Raw genomic sequence first — 19,172 nt, 5'->3', positions numbered from 1 at the left:
CGGGAGTGGCGCAGCGATGAGTGACGATACGACGCCCTTCTCCGGCGACGTCGATTGGGATGCGCTTCGCCTCGAAGCCGAAGAAGCCATGAGAAGGGCATATGTTCCCTACTCGCGCTTCCCGGTGGGAGCGGCGGCGCTCGCCACGGACGGCCGCATGGTTTCCGGCTGCAACGTGGAGAACGCCAGCTACGGGCTCACGCTCTGTGCCGAATGCTCGCTGGTCTCCATGCTCCACATGACCGGCGGCGGCCAGCTCGTCGCCTTCACGTGCGTGAACGGCGATGGCGAGGTCATCATGCCGTGCGGACGCTGCCGCCAGCTGCTGTACGAGCACTCGGTGCCCGGCATGCTTCTGGAGACCGTGTCGGGCATCCGCTCGATCGACGAGGTGATCCCGGATGCGTTCGGACGCCGAGACCTCGAGGAGTTCCGTGGCTGAGCAGTTCGATGCTGTCGACGTGATCCGCGCCAAGCGCGACCGGGGCGAGCTCTCCACCGCCGCGATCGACTGGCTGGTGGATGCGTACACCCGTGGCTACGTCGCCGACGAGCAGATGTCCGCGTGGGCGATGGCCGTGTTGCTGAACGGGATGTCGCGGCGCGAGATCCGCGACCTGACGCTGGCCATGATCGCCAGCGGCGAGCGGATGAGCTTCGCGCACCTCGGCAAGCCGACCGTTGACAAGCACTCCACCGGTGGGGTCGGCGACAAGATCACGCTTCCGCTGGTGCCGCTCGTGGCCTGCTTCGGCGTCGCCGTTCCGCAGCTGTCCGGGCGCGGCCTCGGGCACACCGGCGGCACGCTCGACAAGCTGGAGAGCATCTCGGGGTGGCGGGCATCCCTCGGCAACGAAGAGCTCATCGGTCAGTTGCGCGACGTCGGCGGCGCGATCTGCGCGGCCGGCGCCGGCCTGGCACCCGCGGACAAGAAGCTGTACGCGCTGCGCGACATCACCGGGACGGTCGAAGCCATCCCGCTCATCGCCTCGTCGATCATGAGCAAGAAGATCGCGGAGGGCACAGGCTCGCTCGTGCTCGATGTCAAGTTCGGTGCCGGCGCCTTCATGCGCGACCTCGACAAGGCGCGCGAACTGGCCCGCACGATGGTGGAGCTCGGGCAGGATGCCGGCGTCGTCACGTCCGCGCTGCTCACGGACATGAACGCACCGCTGGGCCGGGCGATCGGCAATGCCAACGAGGTACGGGAGTCGGTCGAGGTGCTGGCCGGCGGCGGTCCTGCCGATGTCGTGGAACTCACGCTGGCGCTTGCCCGTGAGATGCTGCGCCTCGTCGGACAGCCTGATGCAGACGTGGAGGCGGCACTGACTTCCGGTCGCGCGATGGATTCCTGGCGTGCGATCATCCGCGCGCAGGACGGCGATCCTGATGCCCCGCTGCCGCACCCCAAGGAGACGCACACCGTCACGGCGCGGCGGTCTGGTGTCGTGGCGCGACAGGATGCGCTCGCGTTCGGCGTTGCCGCCTGGCGGCTGGGTGCAGGACGCGCCAGAGCGCAGGATCCGGTGCTGCACGCCGCGGGCATCGATCTTCATGCGCAGGTCGGCGACCGGGTGTTCGAGGGCGACCCGCTGTTCACCCTCGGCACTGACGACCCGATGAGGTTCGAGCGCGCGCTCGAGGCGCTCGACGGCGGCTGGGACATCGCGGAGACGGCACCGGAACGCGGCCCGCTCGTGGTCGAGCGGATCGGCTGAACCGGTACGTGCCCGCCACCGGCGTCGCCCGATCGAACATCCACCGCCGAGCAAAGGAAGAATCGATGTCAGACATTCTCGTCTCCGACGCAGTGACGAAGGCACTCGACGAGCACCGTCCCGTCGTGGCCCTCGAGTCGACGATCATCTCGCACGGCCTGCCCCGGCCGCGAAATCGGGAGGCCGCGCGTGAATTCGAGGCGATGCTGCGCGAGCGCGGCGTCACCCCGGCGACGATCGCGGTGCTCGACGGTGTTCCCCAGGTCGGCCTCGACGAAGAGGGTCTTCGCCGGGTCGCCGAAGACGACCTCGCCAAGGCCAGCGTGCGCGATCTGCCGATACTGGCAGCCAAGCGGGTCAGCGGGGCGACGACGGTGGCTGCGACCGCGTACCTCGCCGCGAAGGCCGGTGTGCGGGTGTTCGCGACCGGTGGCCTGGGCGGGGTGCATCGTGGCGCCTCACGCACGTTCGACGAGTCCGCCGACCTCGGTGCGCTGGCGATCGCCCCTGTCACCGTCGTGTGCGCCGGCGTGAAGTCCGTGCTCGACATCCCTGCGACGCTCGAGCGGCTCGAGACACTCAGCGTGCCCGTGCTCGGTTACCGCACCTCGGACTTTCCGAGCTTCTGGCTCACGTCGTCGGGGCATCCGCTGGATTGGCGGGTCGAGAGCGCTGCAGAGGTGGCGGCCGTGATGGCAGCACAGGATCGCCTCGGGCACGGACAGGGCATTCTGCTCGCCAACCCGGTGCCGCAGCACCAGCAGTGGGATCCGGTCGAGCACGACAGGGTGCTCGACGAAGCACTGGCGGCCGCGGATGCCGCAGGTGTGCACGGCAAGGCGGTAACGCCCTTCCTGCTTCAGTACATCGTCGAGGCATCGGGTGGGCGCAGTCTCGAGGTCAATCTCGACATCGTGCGGAACAACGTGGCCGTCGCAGCGGAGGTCGCGGGTGCATGGGCGGCCCGGAGCGCCTGATGCGCACAGCATCCGGCCGCGTGCTCGTCTGCGGGGATGTCATCGACGATGTGATCGTGCGACCACTGGCCCGCGTGCGCACCGACACCGACACGGCGGCGGAGATCCGTTCCCGGCCCGGCGGGTCCGGCGCGAACGTGGCGGCGTGGCTCGGCGCGGAGGGTGCGGCGGTCGACTTCGTCGGATGCGTCGGTGCGGATGACGTGGCGCGGCATGGCGCAGAACTCGAACGGTTCGGCGTTCGCCCGCTTCTGGCGGTCAGCGACACCGAGCCGACGGGAACCATCGTGATTCTGGTCGAGGGGGAGAGCCGCACGATGTTGACCGAACGCGGAGCGAACGCGATGCTCACGGCATCCGACGTTCCCCCGTCCGCGCTGAACGATGCTGCCTTGCTGCACCTGAGCGGGTACTCCGTGCTGAATCGAGCCGGTGACGGCGACACGTTCGCCGGGCTGATCTCGAGGGCGAACAGGCTCGGAGTGCCAGTCAGCGTGGATCCCGGATCGGCCGGCTTCATCCGCGACCATGGCCGAAACACGTTTCTGGCCGCCATTGGCGGTGCGACGATTCTGCTGCCCAACGCCGACGAGGCGATCGCCTTGTCAGGGGTCGACGACCCGGTCGCTGCGACCCAATGGCTCGGCGATGCGTTTCCGCTCGTCGTCACCACGATGGGTGCAGACGGTGCAGTGGTCGTGCAGAACGGCGGATCTCCGACGCTCGTGCCGGTGGATGCCGTGCACGCGTTCGATCCGACGGGTGCGGGTGACTCGTTCGACGCAGGTTTCCTTGCCGCATGGCTCGGCGGTGCCGGGCTCATCGACGCCGCCAGGCACGGATTCGAGTGCGCCGCGCGTTCGCTGGCGCAGCCCGGTGGTCGACCGACGATACCGGACGCCCGCCACGAGACCGATCCGACGCCCGGGCTGGCTAATCTGGAGCAATGAGCGCAGAGTCCGCCCGCACGGCCGCAAGCAACGCGGAGCCGTCGAACACCGCCCGCTATGTCGTCGACGGGGTCGATGTGCGCATCCTTCCCAAGGTGTCGTTGCACGATCACCTCGACGGCGGCCTACGTCCGCAGACCATCGTCGAACTCGCCGACGACATCGGCCTGGATCTTCCGGAGACGGATGCCGACGCTCTCGGCGCCTGGTTCGCCCGGCAGTCGGACTCCGGCTCGCTCGTCGAGTACCTGAAGACGTTCGATGTCACGACAGCGGTGATGCAGACCAGGGACGGACTCGCTCGCGTCGCGCGCGAGTTCGTGCTCGACCTCGCCGCCGACGGTGTCGTCTACGGCGAAGTTCGCTGGGCGCCCGAGCAGCACGTGGGCCGTGGCCTCAGCCTCGATCAGACCGTCGAGGCGGTGCAGGGCGGCCTGGAGCAGGGCGTGGCGGATGTGCGCGCCTCGGGTGCGAGCATCCGCGTCGGCCAGCTCGTGACGGCGATGCGTCACGCCGATCGTGCTCTGGAGATCGCGCAGTTGGCGGTGCGGCATCGGGATGCCGGCGTCGTCGGCTTCGACATCGCAGGCGCCGAGGCCGGGTTTCCGCCGAGCAACCACCGGGTCGCGTTCGACTACCTCGCCGAACAGTACTTTCCGGCGACGGTGCATGCGGGGGAGGCGGACGGGCCGGCGAGCATCCAGAGCGCTCTGATCGACGGCCGGGCCCTGCGACTCGGTCACGGCGTTCGGCTCGCGGAAGACATCACGATCGAACGACAGGACGACGAGAACATCTACGTCTCGCTCGGACGGCTGTCTCAGTGGGTGAAGGACCGCGAGATCGCACTGGAGCTGAGTCCGTCGTCCAACCTGCAGACCGGCGCGATCGCGGCGTGGGGCGACGAGCTCATCGACCACCCGTTCGACCTCCTCTATCAACTCGGGTTCCGGGTGACGGTCAACACCGACAACCGGCTGATGAGTCACACCACACTCAGTCGCGAACTGGCGATACTGGCGGATGCCTTCGGCTACGACCTTGATGATCTGGAGACGTTCCAGCTCAACGCGGCGCGGTCGTCGTTCCTGCCGTTGGAGGACAGGGAGGACATCGCAGAGGCGATCTCCACCGGATTCGACGCAGCGTAGAAAAGTCACAGCGTCCTTGCAGCCGGGCACGGCCGCACACAGCCGGCCCTGACGGAGGGTCGCGATACGCTTGTGACCATGTCGCTTCCGCCGCTGCCCGACTCTGCCATCGACCTCGGTGTGCAGGCAGCGGACTGGCGCACCGCCGTGCGGTTCGCGGGGAACGCGCTGCGCCGTTCCGGGGCCACGCGCGACAGCTACACCGAGCGCATGATCCAGGTCATCGACGAGTTCGGCGCCTACATCGTGATCGCCCCCGGCCTCGCCCTCGCGCACGCGCGACCCGGGCCGGATGTGCTCGCCGACGGTCTCTCGGTCGTCACGCTCGCGACTCCGGTGGCGTTCGGGCATCCGCATAACGACCCGGTCAGCGTGGTCGTCGGACTGGCTGTGGAGACCCCGGACGCCCACGTGCACTCCGTTGCGGAACTCGCCAACGTGTTCAACGATCCGCAGGCGATTCCCGCGCTGGCGACTGCGACGAGCGCAGACGACGTATGGCGGGTGATCGGCGCATCCGATCTGCCGCGCGACATCTCTGTTGTTCGTTGAGTCCGTTCGTCCGCTGAGTCCGTTTGTCTGTTGAGTCCGTTGTTGGCCGAGGCTGCTGTCCGTTGAGGTGCTGATGAAGATCGTCGCGATCTGCGGTGCGGGCGTGGGAACATCCGCGATCCTGAAGGTGAACGCCGAGCGGGCGCTCGACCGTTTGGGGCTCACGGCCGACGTCAGCGCGTCCGACGTCGCAAGCCTCGCCACGACGGGAGCGGACGCCCAGGTCATCCTCACCTCGCCCGAACTCGTCGAGCGCATCCCGCGCACGAACGCGGACATCGTCGTGATCGACAACTACTTCGACCTCACGGAGTTGGAGCGCAAGCTCGAAGAGGCCATTGGCTGACGGCTGCAGCGGCCTCAGGGCCTCAGGGTCACTGCACTCGGTATCCGATACAGCTTCGTTCTGTCCCGGACGCCGATAGGTGTAGCGCGAGAGTGCGACGGACGCGAACGAAGGTGGCGGCGTTCCCCTCGCACGATCCACCGGAAACCGGAGGATGCGCCGGAACAGATCCTGCTTCCGTTCCGGCGGATCGTGCGATTTCCGGCGGACCTTGCCATGCCGTGCCACGCGTCGCCGGACATCTCTACGAAACCTCCGTGCGAACTCCGGGTTCCGATATGCGGCTCGATCGCTGCTCAACCCGCGGCAGGCCGCTCGGTGAGACCCCGCATCGCTTCGCTGAGCGAGGCGACGCGAGCCTCGGCGGCCGCACGGCGGCCGGCTGCATCCGGCGCTGTGTCGTCGAACGCGTCGATGTAGATCTTCAGCTTCGGCTCGGTGCCGCTGGGGCGCACCATGACGCGCGATCCGTCCTGCAGCACGACGCGCAGCACATCGCTCGGCGGCAGTTCGGCCGTTCCGTCGCGCAGGTCGTCGATACGCGACACCGCGACGTCGCCGAGTGCTGTGGGCGGCTCAGCTCGCAGGCCGGCCATGATGCGACCGATGAGCTCCAGGTCGGTGACGCGGATCGAGATCTGAGCCGACGCGTGCGCCCCGAACTCGCGGGTGAAGTCGTCGAGTCGGTCGGCGATCGTCCTGCCCTCGGCGTGCAGGCGCTGCGCGAGCGCGATCGCCGCCGTCGCTGCAGAGATGCCGTCCTTGTCGCGCACGGTGGACGGGTTCACCAGGTAACCGAGCGCCTCCTCGTAGCCGAAGACGAGCCCGGGAACGCGGCTCACCCACTTGAACCCCGTGAGTGTCTCGGTGAAGCGCAGGCCGTAGGCGTCTGCGACGGCGCGAAGAGCGGGGGAGGAGACGATGGATGCCGCCAGCACGCCGTGCACGCCCTCTGCGCGCGCCTGCACCGCTGCGGTCCAACCGAGCAGCGTTCCCACCTCGTTGCCGCTCAATCGCCGGTACCCCTGCTCGGATGCGTCGGGGATGCCGATGGCGAGACGATCCGCGTCGGGGTCGTTGGCGATCACAAGGTCGGCGCCGGTGTCGCGGGCCAGTGCGAACGCCAGGTCGAGTGCTCCCGGTTCCTCCGGATTCGGGAACGACACTGTCGGAAAGTCGGGGTCGGGCTCGGCTTGCTCCGCAACGGTGACGGGTACCGGAAGACCGGCGGCCCTGAAGACCGCGCGTGCTGTGGGCCACCCGACCCCGTGCATGGCGGTGTACACGACACGCAGTGGGGGCGCGTCGGTCTGGGCGAGGGCATCCGGCAGAGCGCTGCCGACCGTGTTCGTGGCGTCCGCGGCCCCTGCGACCGCGGCCGTGGCGGCCACGTACGCGTCGATCAGCGACTCGTCGGCGACATCGTAGGCATCCGATCGCGGCAGGTCCGAGACGCGTCCCCGCGCCACCCGGTCGATGCAGGCGGCGATGTCCGCGTCGGCCGGCGGCACGATCTGAGACCCCTCGTCGGCGCCGCCGAGATACACCTTGTATCCGTTGTCCCCGGCCGGATTGTGGCTGGCCGTGACCATGACCCCGGCGGACGCAACGAGGTGCCTCACCGCGAAGGCGAGAACCGGTGTGGGCAGCAGGCGGGGGAGTAGAACCGCGCGAACGCCTGCGCCCGCCATGAGCTCGGCCGTGTCGCGGGCGAAGACGCCGGAGTTCTTGCGTCCGTCGTAGCCGATCACCACCGACGGCTGCGCGCCATCGCCACGTGCGGATGCCTGCGCGTTCAGGTAGGCCGCCAGCCCCGCGGCCGCCTGAGCGACCAGCACGCGGTTCATGCGGTTCGGACCCGCCGCGATCTCGCCGCGCAGGCCGGCCGTGCCGAAGGCGAGTCGGGTGTCGAACCGCGAGTGCAGGTCGTCGAGCGCTGCGGGCGACCCGGTGAACGCGTCGTCGACGACCGCCTGCAGCTCAGCGCGGGTCTCGGCATCCGGATCGTCGGCGATCCACGCGCGTGCCGCCTCGACGACGTCGGCCGAGGTCTGCTCGGCCGCGTTCACATTCGCTCCACGATGCGGGCGAGCAGGGCGCTGATCACCGGCTCGGCGGCGCGACCGGCCTCGATCACCTCGGCGTGGCTGAGCGGCTCGTTCGAGATGCCGGCCGCGAGGTTCGTGATCAGCGACATGCCGAGCACCTCCATGCCGGATTGCCGTGCGGCGATCGCTTCCAGTGCGGTCGACATGCCCACGATATGGCCGCCGATCGTCTTGGCCATCTGCACCTCGGCCGGCGTCTCGTAGTGCGGGCCGCGGAACTGCACGTACACGCCCTCGTCGAGCGCGGCATCCACTTGGTGGGCGAGGTCGCGCAGCCGCTTGGAGTAGAGGTCGGTGAGGTCGACGAACGTCGCACCCTCCAGCGGTGACGCCGCGGTGAGGTTGATGTGGTCGCTGATCAGCACCGGAGTTCCCGGATGCCAGGTCTCCTTGATGCCGCCGGCACCGTTGGTGAGGATCATCGTCCGCGCGCCGGTCGCCGCCGCCGTGCGCACACCGTGCACGACGGAGCGAACCCCGTGGTCCTCGTAGAAGTGCGTACGTGCGCCCAGCACCAGCGCATGCTTGCCGTTCGGCAGTCGCACCGAGCGCAACGTGCCGACGTGTCCTTCCACGGCGGGCGGTCGGAAGCCGAGGATGTCCGTCGCCGGCACCGTCGCCACGGTCTCACCTATCAGGTCGGCGGCCCTGCCCCAGCCGCTGCCCAGCGTCAGGGCGATGTCGTGGTGCTCGACTCCGGTGCGCTGCGCGATCTGCCCGGCCGCGATGCGCGCGATCTCGAACGGATCGGCCGCCGGGTCGTCGAACGGATGAGCTGCGTCCTCGGATGCCATTGCACCACTCTATGTTGGTCTTGCGTGCCCAGCTGCGTAGTCTGGCGCGGCCGGCTTTGTAGTCTGGCGCGCCCGTCCTCGCCGGTCGCGCCGCAGTCGGCAGGATGCGTGGCCGCGTCCAGCGCCGTCGAGGCCGCCGCCTCGGAGAGCGTCCCGCCTTCGCGGTGATCGGCTCGTCCCGGACTCGGCGTTCTGCGTCGGGCGGGGGGCTCGCCTCACATCACACCTACGGTGCGGCAGAGGCCGCCGCGGTCAAGGCGGCAGCGGGCCGTCTGAGAGAATGGACGCCATGGCCTTCGAGTTCGAGCGCAAGCAGAGTATCGCCGTTCTCGGGGGCGGTCCCGGCGGCTACGAGGCGGCGCTCGCCGGCGCACAGCTGGGTGCAGAGGTCACTCTCGTCGAGCGCGGCGGGGTCGGCGGCGCCGCCGTGATGACGGATGTCGTGCCCTCGAAGACCCTCATCGCCACAGCCGACGCGACGCGCGCCATCGGCGACGCTGCCGACCTGGGCGTGCAGTTCTTCGGCCGTACCGAGTCCGGACGGCCGATCCGGCCAGAGGTCGCCGTCAACCTCTCCGCCGTGAACAAGCGTCTGCTCGGCCTGGCCAGGCAGCAGTCCGAAGACATGCGCAGCGAGCTCGTGCACGCCGGCGTGCGCATCGTCACCGGTGAGGGACGGCTGGACGGACCGGATGCCGTCATCGTCTCCACCGCGAAGGAGAACGGCACCGACTTCGACCGCATCGAGGCCGACACGATGGTGATCGCGGTCGGCGCCAGCCCGCGGCTGCTTCCGTCGGCGATGCCGGACGGGGAGCGCATCCTCACCTGGACACAGCTCTACTCGCTGAACTCCGTTCCCGAGCACCTGATCGTGGTCGGCTCGGGCGTCACCGGTGCCGAGTTCGCCAGCGCCTACACCTACCTCGGCGCGAAGGTGACGCTCATCTCCAGCCGGGATCGCGTGCTGCCAGGTGAAGACGCGGATGCCGCGACGGTGCTCGAGAAGGTGTTCCGCCGCAACGGCATGACGGTGCTCTCCAAGTCTCGGGCGGAGTCCGTCGAGCGCACCGAGAACGGCGTGGTCGCCACGCTCACCGACGGCCGCACGGTCGAGGGTTCGCACTGCCTGCTCGCCGTCGGTTCGATCCCGAACACCGCCGGCATCGGGCTCGAGGATGCCGGCGTGCAGCTCACCCCGAGCGGCCACATCCGCGTCAACCGCGTCGCCCGCACGTCGATGCCGAGCATCTACGCGGCGGGGGACTGCTCGGACGTGCTGCCACTGGCATCCGTCGCCTCGATGCAAGGCCGCACGGCGATCTTCCACGCGCTGGGCGATTCGGTGACGCCGATCGAGCTGCGGAACGTGGCATCCAACATCTTCACGACGCCCGAGATCGCCACGGTGGGCTGGAACCAGCGCGAGATCGAGCAGGGCATCGCGCAGGGCGACATCTACAAGCTGGCGCTCAAGTCCAACCCTCGGGCGAAGATGCAGGGCATCAAGGACGGCTTCGTCAAGCTGTTCGCCCGCACCGGCAGCGGCACCGTGATCGGCGGCGTCATCGTTGCGCCGCGTGCGAGCGAGCTCATCCTCCCGGTCGCGCTCGCCGTCGAGCACCGACTCACCGTCGACCAGGTCGCCAGGGCGTTCTCGGTGTATCCGTCGCTGTCGAACTCCATCACCGATGCCGCACGCGCCATGCACATCGTGCTTTAGACCCGCGCATGGTCGCAATGACGACATGGCACAAGTACGTGCACAACATGCCGTCGAGGGAGTAACGTCCGAACAACTGTATGGGCACACTCGAAGGCCCGGAAGGAGTAGTCAATGTCGACGAAATTAGAGGGGGCCGGGTCCGCGGCAGGCGACGACGTCCGCCTTAAGAGAGACTTCGGAACGATCGGCCTGCTCTTCACCGCCATCGGGTCGATCATCGGTTCCGGGTGGCTGTTCAGTTCCCTGCACGCGTCCTCGCAGGCAGGCCCGGCGTCGATTATCTCGTGGATAGTCGGCACGATCATGTTCCTGTTCATCGGCCTCAGCTACGCCGAGGTCGGCGTGATGTTCCCGCGCAGCGGTGGCGTTGCCCGGTACCCGCACTACGCGTGGGGCTCCTTCGCCAGCTACTCCGCGGGCTGGGTGACGTGGCTGGCCTGCGCCGCTGTGGCCGCGGTCGAGGTCTCGGCCGTGCTGACGTACGCCACCTCGTACCTGCACTGGCTGGAGAACAAGGATGCCACGCTGACCGGCGTCGGGCTGGTCGTCGCGATCTTGCTGATGGCTCTCTTCGTCGGGATCAACTACCTGGGCGTCAAGTGGTTCGCCCGGATCAACAATGTGCTGGTCTGGTGGAAGCTCGGCATGATGGTGCTGGTCATCGTGGCCATCGCGCTTGTCGCGTTCCACCCCGGCAACTTCACCATCGCCACCAAGGACGGCAGCGGGTTCGCGCCGTACGGGCTGCAGAGCGCCTTCGAGGCCATCCCGGCCGCCGGTATCGCGTTCTCGTTCCTGGGCTGGCGGCAGGGCATCGAACTGGCAGGCGAGACTCGAAACCCCAAGCGGAACGTGCCGCTGACCCTGATCGGGTCGGTGGTCATCTGCGGCGTCCTCTACATCCTGCTGCAGATCATCTTCATCGGCGCTCAGGACCCGGCGGGGCTGGCCAAGCATGGCTGGCACGACGTCGGTGCCTTGATCGTGACCGGCAGCGACGCGGGCAACTTCAGCCCGTTGGCCACGCTGGCCACTGTGCTCGGATTGGGCTGGCTGGCCGGCCTGCTCTACGCCGACGCATTCATCTCTCCCGGCGACACGGGCCTGATCTACACCGGCGTCACCGCCAGGATGTCCTATGCAATGGCCCGCAACAAGAACGCCCCGGCCGCGCTGGGGAAGGTCAACAAGAATGGTGTGCCGTGGGTGAGCCTGATCCTGGCCTGGGTCGTCGGCTGCATCTTCTTCCTGCCGTTCCCGAGATGGCAGGCGCTGGTCGGGATCGTCACCTCGCTGACCGTGCTCTCCTTCGGCATTGGTTCGATCACCCTGCTCACCTTCCGCAAGCAGATACCCGAGGTGGAGCGTCCCTACCGGGCCAAATGGCCGTGGGTCATCGTCTTCCTGGCATTGCTGTCCACCAACCTGATCATGTACTGGTCCGGTTGGGATCAGGTCTGGAAGATGATGGGGGCCGTGGTGCTCGGCTACATCATCCTGGGGATCCTCGAGCTCGTCGATCGTGGCCCGAAACGCCGCGCCCCGAAGCTGGACTTCAAGCACGGCTGGTGGGTGCTGCTCTGGTTTGCCGGCATCACGCTGGTCAGCTACCTCGGTAGCTACAGCGGTACGAGCACGGCCCAGGCCGGCCAGGCGAACGTCTACGGGTTCAACGGCGCCATCATCGCCAACATCATCCTGACCATTGTCGTGCTCGCGGTGGCATGGTACTGCCAGCTGCCCGGTGACCGTGTGCGCGAGATCCTTGCCGAGCCGGAAGCGCAAGTGGAGGGCTCGGCGGCGGAAGCGCACTGATCGCCGGCTCACCTCCACGACACCGCGCGGCCGGGTCCAGGGGCTGCCTGGACCCGGGCCACGCGGTGTCTATGCGACTGCGCCGATTGCGGTGCCGGAAGGCGTCCGGCTATCGGGTGCGGTCTGGCCAATATCGCGGTCGCCTTCAACAGAAGTACGGAGCGACTTCAGGCGATGCTGGAGATCTTGACCGCGACGCTGAGCGGCGGCATCGCGTGGACGGTGGTGAGTTCGGCGTGGATGCTGTCGTGGAGATCGCGGCACACCGCGGGAGCGGGCCGTTTGCCGGTGACGCCGACGGATACCTCGACCGCGGTTCCCGCGGCCGTGATGGAGACGGCGACTCTCGGCCGCCGATCGTGCTCGCCCACGGCGGCGCTGCGGACGCGAGACGCGACCTGGATCGAACACGGCTGGGCGACGAACCAGAAACTGGCGATCTCGATCCTGATCGGCTACGTCTTCCTGATCATCTACGAACTCGTGGCCAGGAAGTGGGCGAACCGTCCCAGGCTCGACTTCTTCGCGAGCGCATACTGGGTGATCCCATGGTTCATCCTGATGTTCCTGGTGAGCTGGCTGTTCGACCCGGCGAGTAACCCGAGCATGTTCTGGGTGTTCCTGATCAACCTCGCGATCTACATCGTGGCCGTGAAGATCACGCTGCCGACGAAGAAGATCGAGGAGTACATCGGGGATGCCGCGAACGAGTCGGAGATCGAGGAGAAGACCCTCGCCGGCGGTGCCATCGGCTGACGGCCATCGGCGCCCGCCGTCACGTCTCGGCGCGGCGGCTGGACGGCCACCGGATGCTCAACCTTCGTGGTGAGATCGGCCGGAAGATGAACGGTGCGCCGGACAGAATCTCGAGTTCTGTCCAGCGCACCGTTCGTTTTCCGGCGAAGCGTACGCCGCCGCGTCAGACGATGTTCAGCAGCAGGTGGCCACTGGAGACGGTCGCACCCACCTGCGCGTTGACGTCGGCGATCGTGCCGTCCTTGTGCGCGGTGAGCGGCTGTTCCATCTTCATCGCCTCGAGCACGAGAATGAGGTCGCCCTTCACCACCTGATCGCCCTCGCCGACCGCGAGCTTCACGACGGTGGCCTGCATGGGAGCGGTCACCGAGTCGCCGGTGGCGGTGGCGATCGAGTGCGAGGCGCCCTTGCGCTTCGGCGCGTGGCCGACGTTGGCCGTGCCACCCGCGATGAGCAGTTTCGTCGGCAGGCTCACCTCGACGCGCTTGCCTCCGACCTCGACGATCACGCTGTGCCGCGGCTCGGCCTCGGGGGTCTCGGCTGATTCGCCGCTCCACGGCTCGAGATCGTTCACGAACTCGGTCTCGATCCAGCGTGTGTAGACGCGGAACGGATGCCCGTCCTCCGGCGCGAACGCCGGGTCGCGCACGATCGCACGATCGAACGGCAGCACCGTGGGGAGCCCAGCGACCTCGAACTCGTCGAGGGCACGACGGGACCGCTCCAGCGCCTCTTCGCGGGTGGCGCCGGTGACGATGAGCTTGGCGAGCAGCGAGTCGAACGCGCCGGAGATCACGTCTCCCGACTGCACGCCGGAGTCGACGCGCACTCCGGGCCCCGAAGCGGGCTTGAACACGTGAACCGGCCCGGGTGCCGGGAGGAAGCCCCGACCCGGATCTTCGCCGTTGATGCGGAACTCGATCGAGTGTGCGCGCGGCTGCGGGTCGTCGTAGTCGAGCACGCCTCCTTCGGCGATGCGGAACTGCTCGCGCACCAGGTCGATCCCGGTGACCTCCTCGGAGACCGGATGCTCCACCTGCAGTCGCGTGTTCACCTCGAGGAATGAGACAGTGCCGTCTTGCCCGATGAGGAATTCGCAGGTGCCGGCGCCGAGGTATCCGACCTCCTTGAGGATCGCCTTCGACGAGCTGTACAACTGCGAGAGCTGATCGTCGGTGAGGAACGGCGCCGGCGCCTCCTCCACGAGCTTCTGGTGACGACGCTGCAGCGAGCAGTCACGCGTGGAGACGATGACGACATTGCCGTGGGCATCCGCGAGGCACTGCGTCTCGACGTGCCGAGGCTTGTCGAGGTACTTCTCCACGAAGCATTCACCGCGGCCGAACGCGGCGATCGCCTCACGCGTGGCGGATTCGAACAGCTCGGCGACTTCATCGCGCTCGCGAGCCACCTTGAGGCCGCGCCCGCCGCCGCCGAACGCCGCCTTGATCGCAACCGGAAGACCGTACTGGTCGACGAATTCGAGCACCTCGTCGGCTCCGCTGACCGGGTTCAGTGTGCCTGGGGCGAGCGGCGCGCCCACTTTCTCGGCGACGTGACGGGCGGAGACCTTGTCGCCGAGCCGCTCGATCGCCTCGGGGCCCGGGCCGATCCAGATCAGGCCGGCATCGATGACGGCGCGGGCGAAGTCGGCGTTCTCGGCGAGGAACCCGTATCCGGGGTGAACGGCGTCGGCGCCGGAGCGACGGCACACGGAGAGCAGCTTCTCGATGGAGAGGTAGGTCTCGGCGCTGTTCGAGCCGTCGAGTGCGTACGCCTCGTCGGCGAGTCGTGCGTGCACGGCGTCACGATCCTGATCCGCGTACACCGCGACGGAGCCGATTCCGCTGTCTCTGGCCGCTCGGATGACTCGCACGGCGATCTCGCCGCGGTTGGCAATCAGGACCTTCGAGATGTGTGGCACAGTCTTCAAGCCTATTGACGGCCCCCCGCGCGGTTTTGAATGCCGTCCACAAACCTCGCCCCCAACGCTTTCGGATGCCTACAACTCGCATCCGTGCGGCGGCCCGTCGATTACGCGTTCGACGATGCTCTCGTGGGTCGAGCGTGTCGAACCCGCTGGCCGCTGCGCGGCCGAGTGATGCAGACGGTAGCCACGGCACCGCCGACACCGTTGGTTGAGCTTGTCGAAACCAGTTCGCAAGCAGTGTCGAAACCAGTCCGCAAGTAGTGCGGTTTCGACCCTTCGACAAACTCACGCAAGTGGAGGTCAGCCGGCGGCGCAGGTGTTGCGTTCCTACACGACCGGGATGCCGGGTTTCGACGAGCTCAAACCGCGGTGTTCGTGGTGTTCCAGAGGTCGGTCCACTCGAACCCGAGGCGCTTCACGAGAGACCGCAGCGTCGAGAGCGAGAGGCCGACGACGGTGCTCGGATCGCCCTCGACCCTTGTGATGAACGGACCGCCGAGGCTGTCGATGGTGAAGGCACCGGCCACTTTCAGCGGCTCGCCGGTGGCGATGTACGCGTCGATCTCGGTGTCGTCGAGGTCGTCGGCGAAGGTGACGGATGCCTCTGCCACCGCGCCCGCAGCCCCGCGCACGTGCCCGCGGCTGTGGTCGATCAGCCAGTGCCCGGAGTGCAGCACGCCGGTGCGCCCGCGCTGCGCATGCCAGCGCTGACGAGCCACGGATGCCTCGTGCGGCTTGCCGTAGATGACCCCGTCGACCTCGAAAGCGGAGTCCCCGCCGAGAACGAGTCCGTCGATCGGCATGCCGTCGACCGACGCTCCGACGACCGCTTCGGCCTTGGCCCGGGCGAGGAGCTGCACCATCTCCGCCGCGGGCAGCGGACCGCGCTCGGCCTCTGCCTCGGCGACGGTCCCGGGCTCGTCCACTCCTGGCGCGATCGTCAGCGGTTCGATGCCCGCCGCGCGCAGCAGGGTCAGGCGGGCGGGTGACGTGGAAGCAAGGTAGAGACGCACCCGACCATTCTGCTGCCGCCGCCCGGCCTCATGGAACGCTCGTCCGGTCAGCGGCGCTCAGTTCACGCAGGGGATGCCGGCGGAGGACATCACGCCGTTCGTGCCGAATGTGTTCGAGGGAGCGGGTGTCGACGCCGACGACGAACCCGAAGACCCCGACGACCCCGAAGAGGAACCCGACGAACCGTGCGACGCCTTCGACGAACCGGAGGAGGCCGACGGTTTCGGAGTCGACGAGGCGTCCGACGCGGCGATCAACTGCGCCGTCGTGGTGCGCACCTGGTTCACGTCGACGAGGTTGACGTCCTGGCCGTCCCTCACGCCGAAGGACGAGATCGGCAGGGTCTCGAAGCTCACGCCACCGCCGGCGAACTTCTTGGCGTCAGAGGCGAGGCTGAGCAGGTCGAGGTTCGAGTCGACGGCGATGTCGTTCTTGACGGTGCCGAGCATCTTCTCCATCACGCTGAAGTCGTCGAACAGGTTCTGATGCTTCAGCTTGTTCGCCAGCGAGATGATGAACGCCTGCTGCCGTCGCTCCCGGTCGAGGTCGGTGAGATTCACGGGCGAGGTGGTCGTGTCGCGCCGCTGGCGTACGAAGGCGACGGCCTGCTGTGCGTTGATCTCCTGCACGCCCTTCACGAAGTTCGCGCCGGAATAGCTGTCGGCCGTCGCCTCGTTCAGACACACCTGAATGGGCTGCACCGCCTCGGCGAGCTGATAGAACGCCCCCATCGTCACCTCGACGAAATGGTTGATCTTCACGTTCAGGAACTGCTCGACCGTCTTCACCTCCTCGACGCGCGCGGCCGAGCGCGCTTGCTGATAGGCATCCGCGTGCGAAAGGTTCGGCTGCGTCCGCGTCAGATGGGTGAGCGTCTGGTCGAGTTGGAAGCCGTACGCCTGCTTGATCTTGCCCATGGACGCCCCATCCGGCGCCCCTGGCAGACTCACCCAGTCGTCGCGCGGAATGGAGATGCCCACCGGATGCCCGCCGCCGGCCGGTATGTGCAGCAGCATCAGAACGTTCGAGTTGTATCCGCCGTCGTCGGCGGTGCCGGCGTGCAGAGCGTTGTACACGTCGGCGGGCAACGGGTTGCCGTTCTCGTCGAGCCGACTGTCCAGCCCCATGACGAGGATGTTCGTCTCCGCGGTGTTCTGCGCGGGCCCCAAGCTCGTGCGATGGATGCCCGTGGACAGATCCTGATACTGCGCGAACACGAAGATTCCACCCGCAACGAGCACGAGCACGACCGCTGCAGCGAGTCCGGCGATGATCCGCCGCCGCCGGAACGTGCGCTTCCGCCGATCGGCGGGCTGGGCGGGCCTCCGCCCGCCGGGCGCTGCAGGTGGCGGCCCGCCGGGCGCTGAGACACGTGCCGCCGATCGCGCGCGAGACTCGTGGAAAGGCTCGAGGTATTCGTACGGGTCGCGCGGGTGCGGTGCCGGAGGCTGTTGCGAACGGGGTGCGCTGGTGGGTTCCCGCTGTGTACGGGGTCGCTCAGGAGCCGGTGACGGCGCCCGATCGGCATCGGAATCCGCGGAACGTCCGCCACCGGACTGCTTCGACCCCGAGACCCGCGCGATCTTGCGCGGGTCGATCGGCCGACCGTTCTTGTAGTAGGTCACGCGCCCCCTCTCGTTTCCCTCGACGCAGAGTTCGACCGTAGACACCCGTTCTGAGCGCCCCATGAACCAGAGTGAGCGAACTCGCAGCGACAGTTCCGCGCCACGCCGAAATACGACACTGAGACTTGGCGCATGCGACGATCGAAGGATGCCTCGCCCTCCTCGTCGCACCGCATCGCACACCCCTGCTGCCCGGCCCTCGCAGACCAGGCGGCCGTCGAAGTCGACGACCGCTGTGCGTCGCATCGCCGGCGATCCTGTCGAGCTGGAGCTCGACGTCACGGGTGTCGCGCACGGCGGCGTCTTCATCGCCCGTCACGAGGGTCGTGTGGTGTTCGTCAGCGACGCGCTCCCCGGCGAGAGGGTGGTCGCCCGGGTCTCGGACACGCGTCACGACCGGTTCTGGCGGGCGGAGACGGTGCGGGTACTGCAGGCATCCGAGCATCGACGGCCGCATGTGTGGCAGGCGGCGTCGGTCGAACGAGACCCCGCGGACCGGGCCGGTGGCGCGGAGTTCGGTCACATCGAGTTGGCGCATCAGCGCGAGCTGAAGCGTCAGGTGATCGCGGATGCCTTCTCCCGCATGGCCGCGCTCGATGAGGCACCCGAGGTCGAGGCGGCGCCCGAGTCGGGCAAACGCGTCGACGAGGACCGGGAGGGCATCCGCTGGCGCACGAGAGTGCGGCTGCAGGTGGATGACGAGGGCAACGTCGGACCCTATGCGGCCCGCTCGCACCGTGTGGTGCCGGTCACCGACCTCCCGTTGGCGATCGAGGCCGTCGAGCGCGCCGCACCGCTCGGCGAGCAGCAGCACCGCGGTGGAACCATCGACATCGCGGTCACAAGCGAGGGCTTCGTCTCGGTGACGCACCGGGACGCGGCAGGCGACACCGGCAGGCGTCCCCAGGTCGTGCACGAGCGGGTCGGGGACCGCCGCTTCGCCTTGGACTCGACCGGGTTCTGGCAGGTGCACCGCAAGGCGCCGGAGGTGCTGACCCGGGCCGTGCAGCACGCAGTCGACGACTCGCTGTTCGACCCGCGTGCGTACAACCTCGACCTCTACGGTGGAGTGGGTCTGCTGGCGGCAGCCGTCGCGGACCGCTTCGGGCCCACCACGCGTATCACGAGTGTCGAGTCCGATGAGAGCACGACGGATCACGCCGCATCCAACCTTGCCGAGTGGATCGGTGCTCAGACCGTGACCGCACGCGTCGAGAACTACCTGCGCGGGCTCGCCGACAGGGCGTCAGCGGGGGAACGCGCCCGGCTGCGCGCCGGAACGATCGTGCTCGACCCGCCGCGCAGCGGTGCCGGGCGAGAGGTCGTCGACTTGCTGGCGGCGTTGGGGCCCGCCCAGCTGGTGTATGTCGCCTGCGACCCGGTTGCTCTGGCCCGCGACCTGGGTTGGTTCCGCGAACGCGGCTACGAACTGCGCACGGCGCGCGCGTTCGACCTCTTTCCGAACACTCACCACGTCGAGGTCGTGGCATCGCTGGTGCGCGCGCTGGAGCCGTGAGCGAAGGTCCGGTGGACCTTCGCCGCGACGCCGGCGCCGGGGCGGCTACAACTGATATGTAGCGTGTTTTGTCAAGTGGGCAGGGGTGAAGCGCTGCCGGGCTGGCGTGTCCGGCAGCGCTTCACCGTTCGCGTTGGGGTGTTGGGGATGCGGCGTGTCTGGTCGACGCGTGGTCAGTCTGATATGCGCGGGTT

The 19,172-nt window shown here is 68.1% G+C and carries 16 protein-coding genes; 11 read left to right on the top strand and 5 right to left on the bottom strand.

Annotated elements, in window-relative coordinates:
* Positions 1-16: 16 nt before the first annotated feature.
* The 7 genes from ACYVDK_RS11875 to ACYVDK_RS11845 all read left to right on the top strand — a co-directional run bounded on the left by ACYVDK_RS11875 (position 17) and on the right by ACYVDK_RS11845 (position 5,694).
* Positions 17-442, top strand: a complete 426-nt coding sequence (locus ACYVDK_RS11875; protein WP_460521948.1) for a cytidine deaminase — start codon at positions 17-19, stop codon at positions 440-442.
* Positions 402-1,718, top strand: coding sequence for a thymidine phosphorylase (locus ACYVDK_RS11870; RefSeq protein WP_460521946.1), 1,317 nt, complete (start codon positions 402-404; stop codon positions 1,716-1,718). Before ACYVDK_RS11875 ends, ACYVDK_RS11870 begins: the two co-directional genes overlap by 41 nt.
* Before the next feature lie 65 nt (positions 1,719-1,783).
* A complete protein-coding gene (locus ACYVDK_RS11865; RefSeq protein ID WP_460521944.1) occupies positions 1,784-2,695 on the top strand; it encodes a pseudouridine-5'-phosphate glycosidase in 912 nt (303 codons plus the stop codon).
* Positions 2,695-3,645: a carbohydrate kinase family protein gene (locus ACYVDK_RS11860; RefSeq protein ID WP_460521942.1), complete on the top strand. Its 951-nt coding sequence runs from the start codon at positions 2,695-2,697 to the stop codon at positions 3,643-3,645. The genes ACYVDK_RS11865 and ACYVDK_RS11860 overlap by 1 nt, the downstream gene beginning before the upstream one ends.
* Entirely contained in the window at positions 3,642-4,796 is a 1,155-nt protein-coding gene (locus ACYVDK_RS11855) for an adenosine deaminase family protein (RefSeq protein ID WP_460521940.1), read from the top strand. The genes ACYVDK_RS11860 and ACYVDK_RS11855 overlap by 4 nt, the downstream gene beginning before the upstream one ends.
* Before the next feature lie 78 nt (positions 4,797-4,874).
* Positions 4,875-5,348, top strand: a complete 474-nt coding sequence (locus ACYVDK_RS11850; protein WP_460521939.1) for a PTS sugar transporter subunit IIA — start codon at positions 4,875-4,877, stop codon at positions 5,346-5,348.
* A 73-nt stretch (positions 5,349-5,421) separates the two neighbouring features.
* Positions 5,422-5,694 (top strand): PTS sugar transporter subunit IIB, encoded by a 273-nt coding sequence (locus ACYVDK_RS11845; RefSeq protein ID WP_460521937.1) that lies wholly within the window; start codon positions 5,422-5,424, stop codon positions 5,692-5,694.
* A gap of 296 nt (positions 5,695-5,990) precedes the next feature.
* Here ACYVDK_RS11845 and ACYVDK_RS11840 read toward each other — a convergent pair whose 3' ends face one another.
* Positions 5,991-7,763, bottom strand: coding sequence for a phospho-sugar mutase (locus ACYVDK_RS11840; protein WP_460521935.1), 1,773 nt, complete (start codon positions 7,761-7,763; stop codon positions 5,991-5,993).
* Positions 7,760-8,596: a purine-nucleoside phosphorylase gene (locus ACYVDK_RS11835; protein WP_460521933.1), complete on the bottom strand. Its 837-nt coding sequence runs from the start codon at positions 8,594-8,596 to the stop codon at positions 7,760-7,762. Before ACYVDK_RS11835 ends, ACYVDK_RS11840 begins: the two co-directional genes overlap by 4 nt.
* A 289-nt stretch (positions 8,597-8,885) precedes the next feature.
* Between ACYVDK_RS11835 and ACYVDK_RS11830 the strand changes: the two genes are divergently transcribed.
* The 3 genes from ACYVDK_RS11830 (at position 8,886) to ACYVDK_RS11820 (ending at position 12,893) form a co-directional block, all read left to right on the top strand.
* On the top strand, positions 8,886-10,319 hold the full coding sequence (locus ACYVDK_RS11830) for an NAD(P)H-quinone dehydrogenase (protein ID WP_460521931.1): 1,434 nt from the start codon (positions 8,886-8,888) through the stop codon (positions 10,317-10,319).
* A 114-nt stretch (positions 10,320-10,433) separates the two neighbouring features.
* Positions 10,434-12,137, top strand: coding sequence for an APC family permease (locus ACYVDK_RS11825; RefSeq protein WP_460521929.1), 1,704 nt, complete (start codon positions 10,434-10,436; stop codon positions 12,135-12,137).
* A gap of 174 nt (positions 12,138-12,311) precedes the next feature.
* Positions 12,312-12,893 carry a hypothetical protein gene (locus ACYVDK_RS11820; protein WP_460521927.1) on the top strand — a complete coding sequence of 194 codons (582 nt, stop codon included), beginning with the start codon at positions 12,312-12,314 and terminating at the stop codon, positions 12,891-12,893.
* Between the two features lie 163 nt (positions 12,894-13,056).
* Here the strand turns inward: ACYVDK_RS11820 and ACYVDK_RS11815 are convergent, their stop codons facing one another.
* From ACYVDK_RS11815 to ACYVDK_RS11805, 3 genes are all read right to left on the bottom strand, one after another.
* Entirely contained in the window at positions 13,057-14,817 is a 1,761-nt protein-coding gene (locus ACYVDK_RS11815) for an acetyl/propionyl/methylcrotonyl-CoA carboxylase subunit alpha (protein ID WP_460521925.1), read from the bottom strand.
* Between the two features lie 365 nt (positions 14,818-15,182).
* A complete protein-coding gene (locus ACYVDK_RS11810) occupies positions 15,183-15,836 on the bottom strand; it encodes a Maf family protein (protein ID WP_460521923.1) in 654 nt (217 codons plus the stop codon).
* 57 nt (positions 15,837-15,893) lie between these two features.
* Positions 15,894-17,462 (bottom strand): LCP family protein, encoded by a 1,569-nt coding sequence (locus tag ACYVDK_RS11805; RefSeq protein WP_460521921.1) that lies wholly within the window; start codon positions 17,460-17,462, stop codon positions 15,894-15,896.
* Between the two features lie 148 nt (positions 17,463-17,610).
* Between ACYVDK_RS11805 and ACYVDK_RS11800 the strand changes: the two genes are divergently transcribed.
* Positions 17,611-18,978, top strand: a complete 1,368-nt coding sequence (locus ACYVDK_RS11800; RefSeq protein ID WP_460521919.1) for a class I SAM-dependent RNA methyltransferase — start codon at positions 17,611-17,613, stop codon at positions 18,976-18,978.
* Positions 18,979-19,172 lie beyond the last annotated feature (194 nt).

The organism is Humibacter antri (assembly GCF_054777235.1).
Note: the sequence above shows the minus strand (reverse complement) of the source record. Positions and strands in the feature narration are given on the sequence as shown.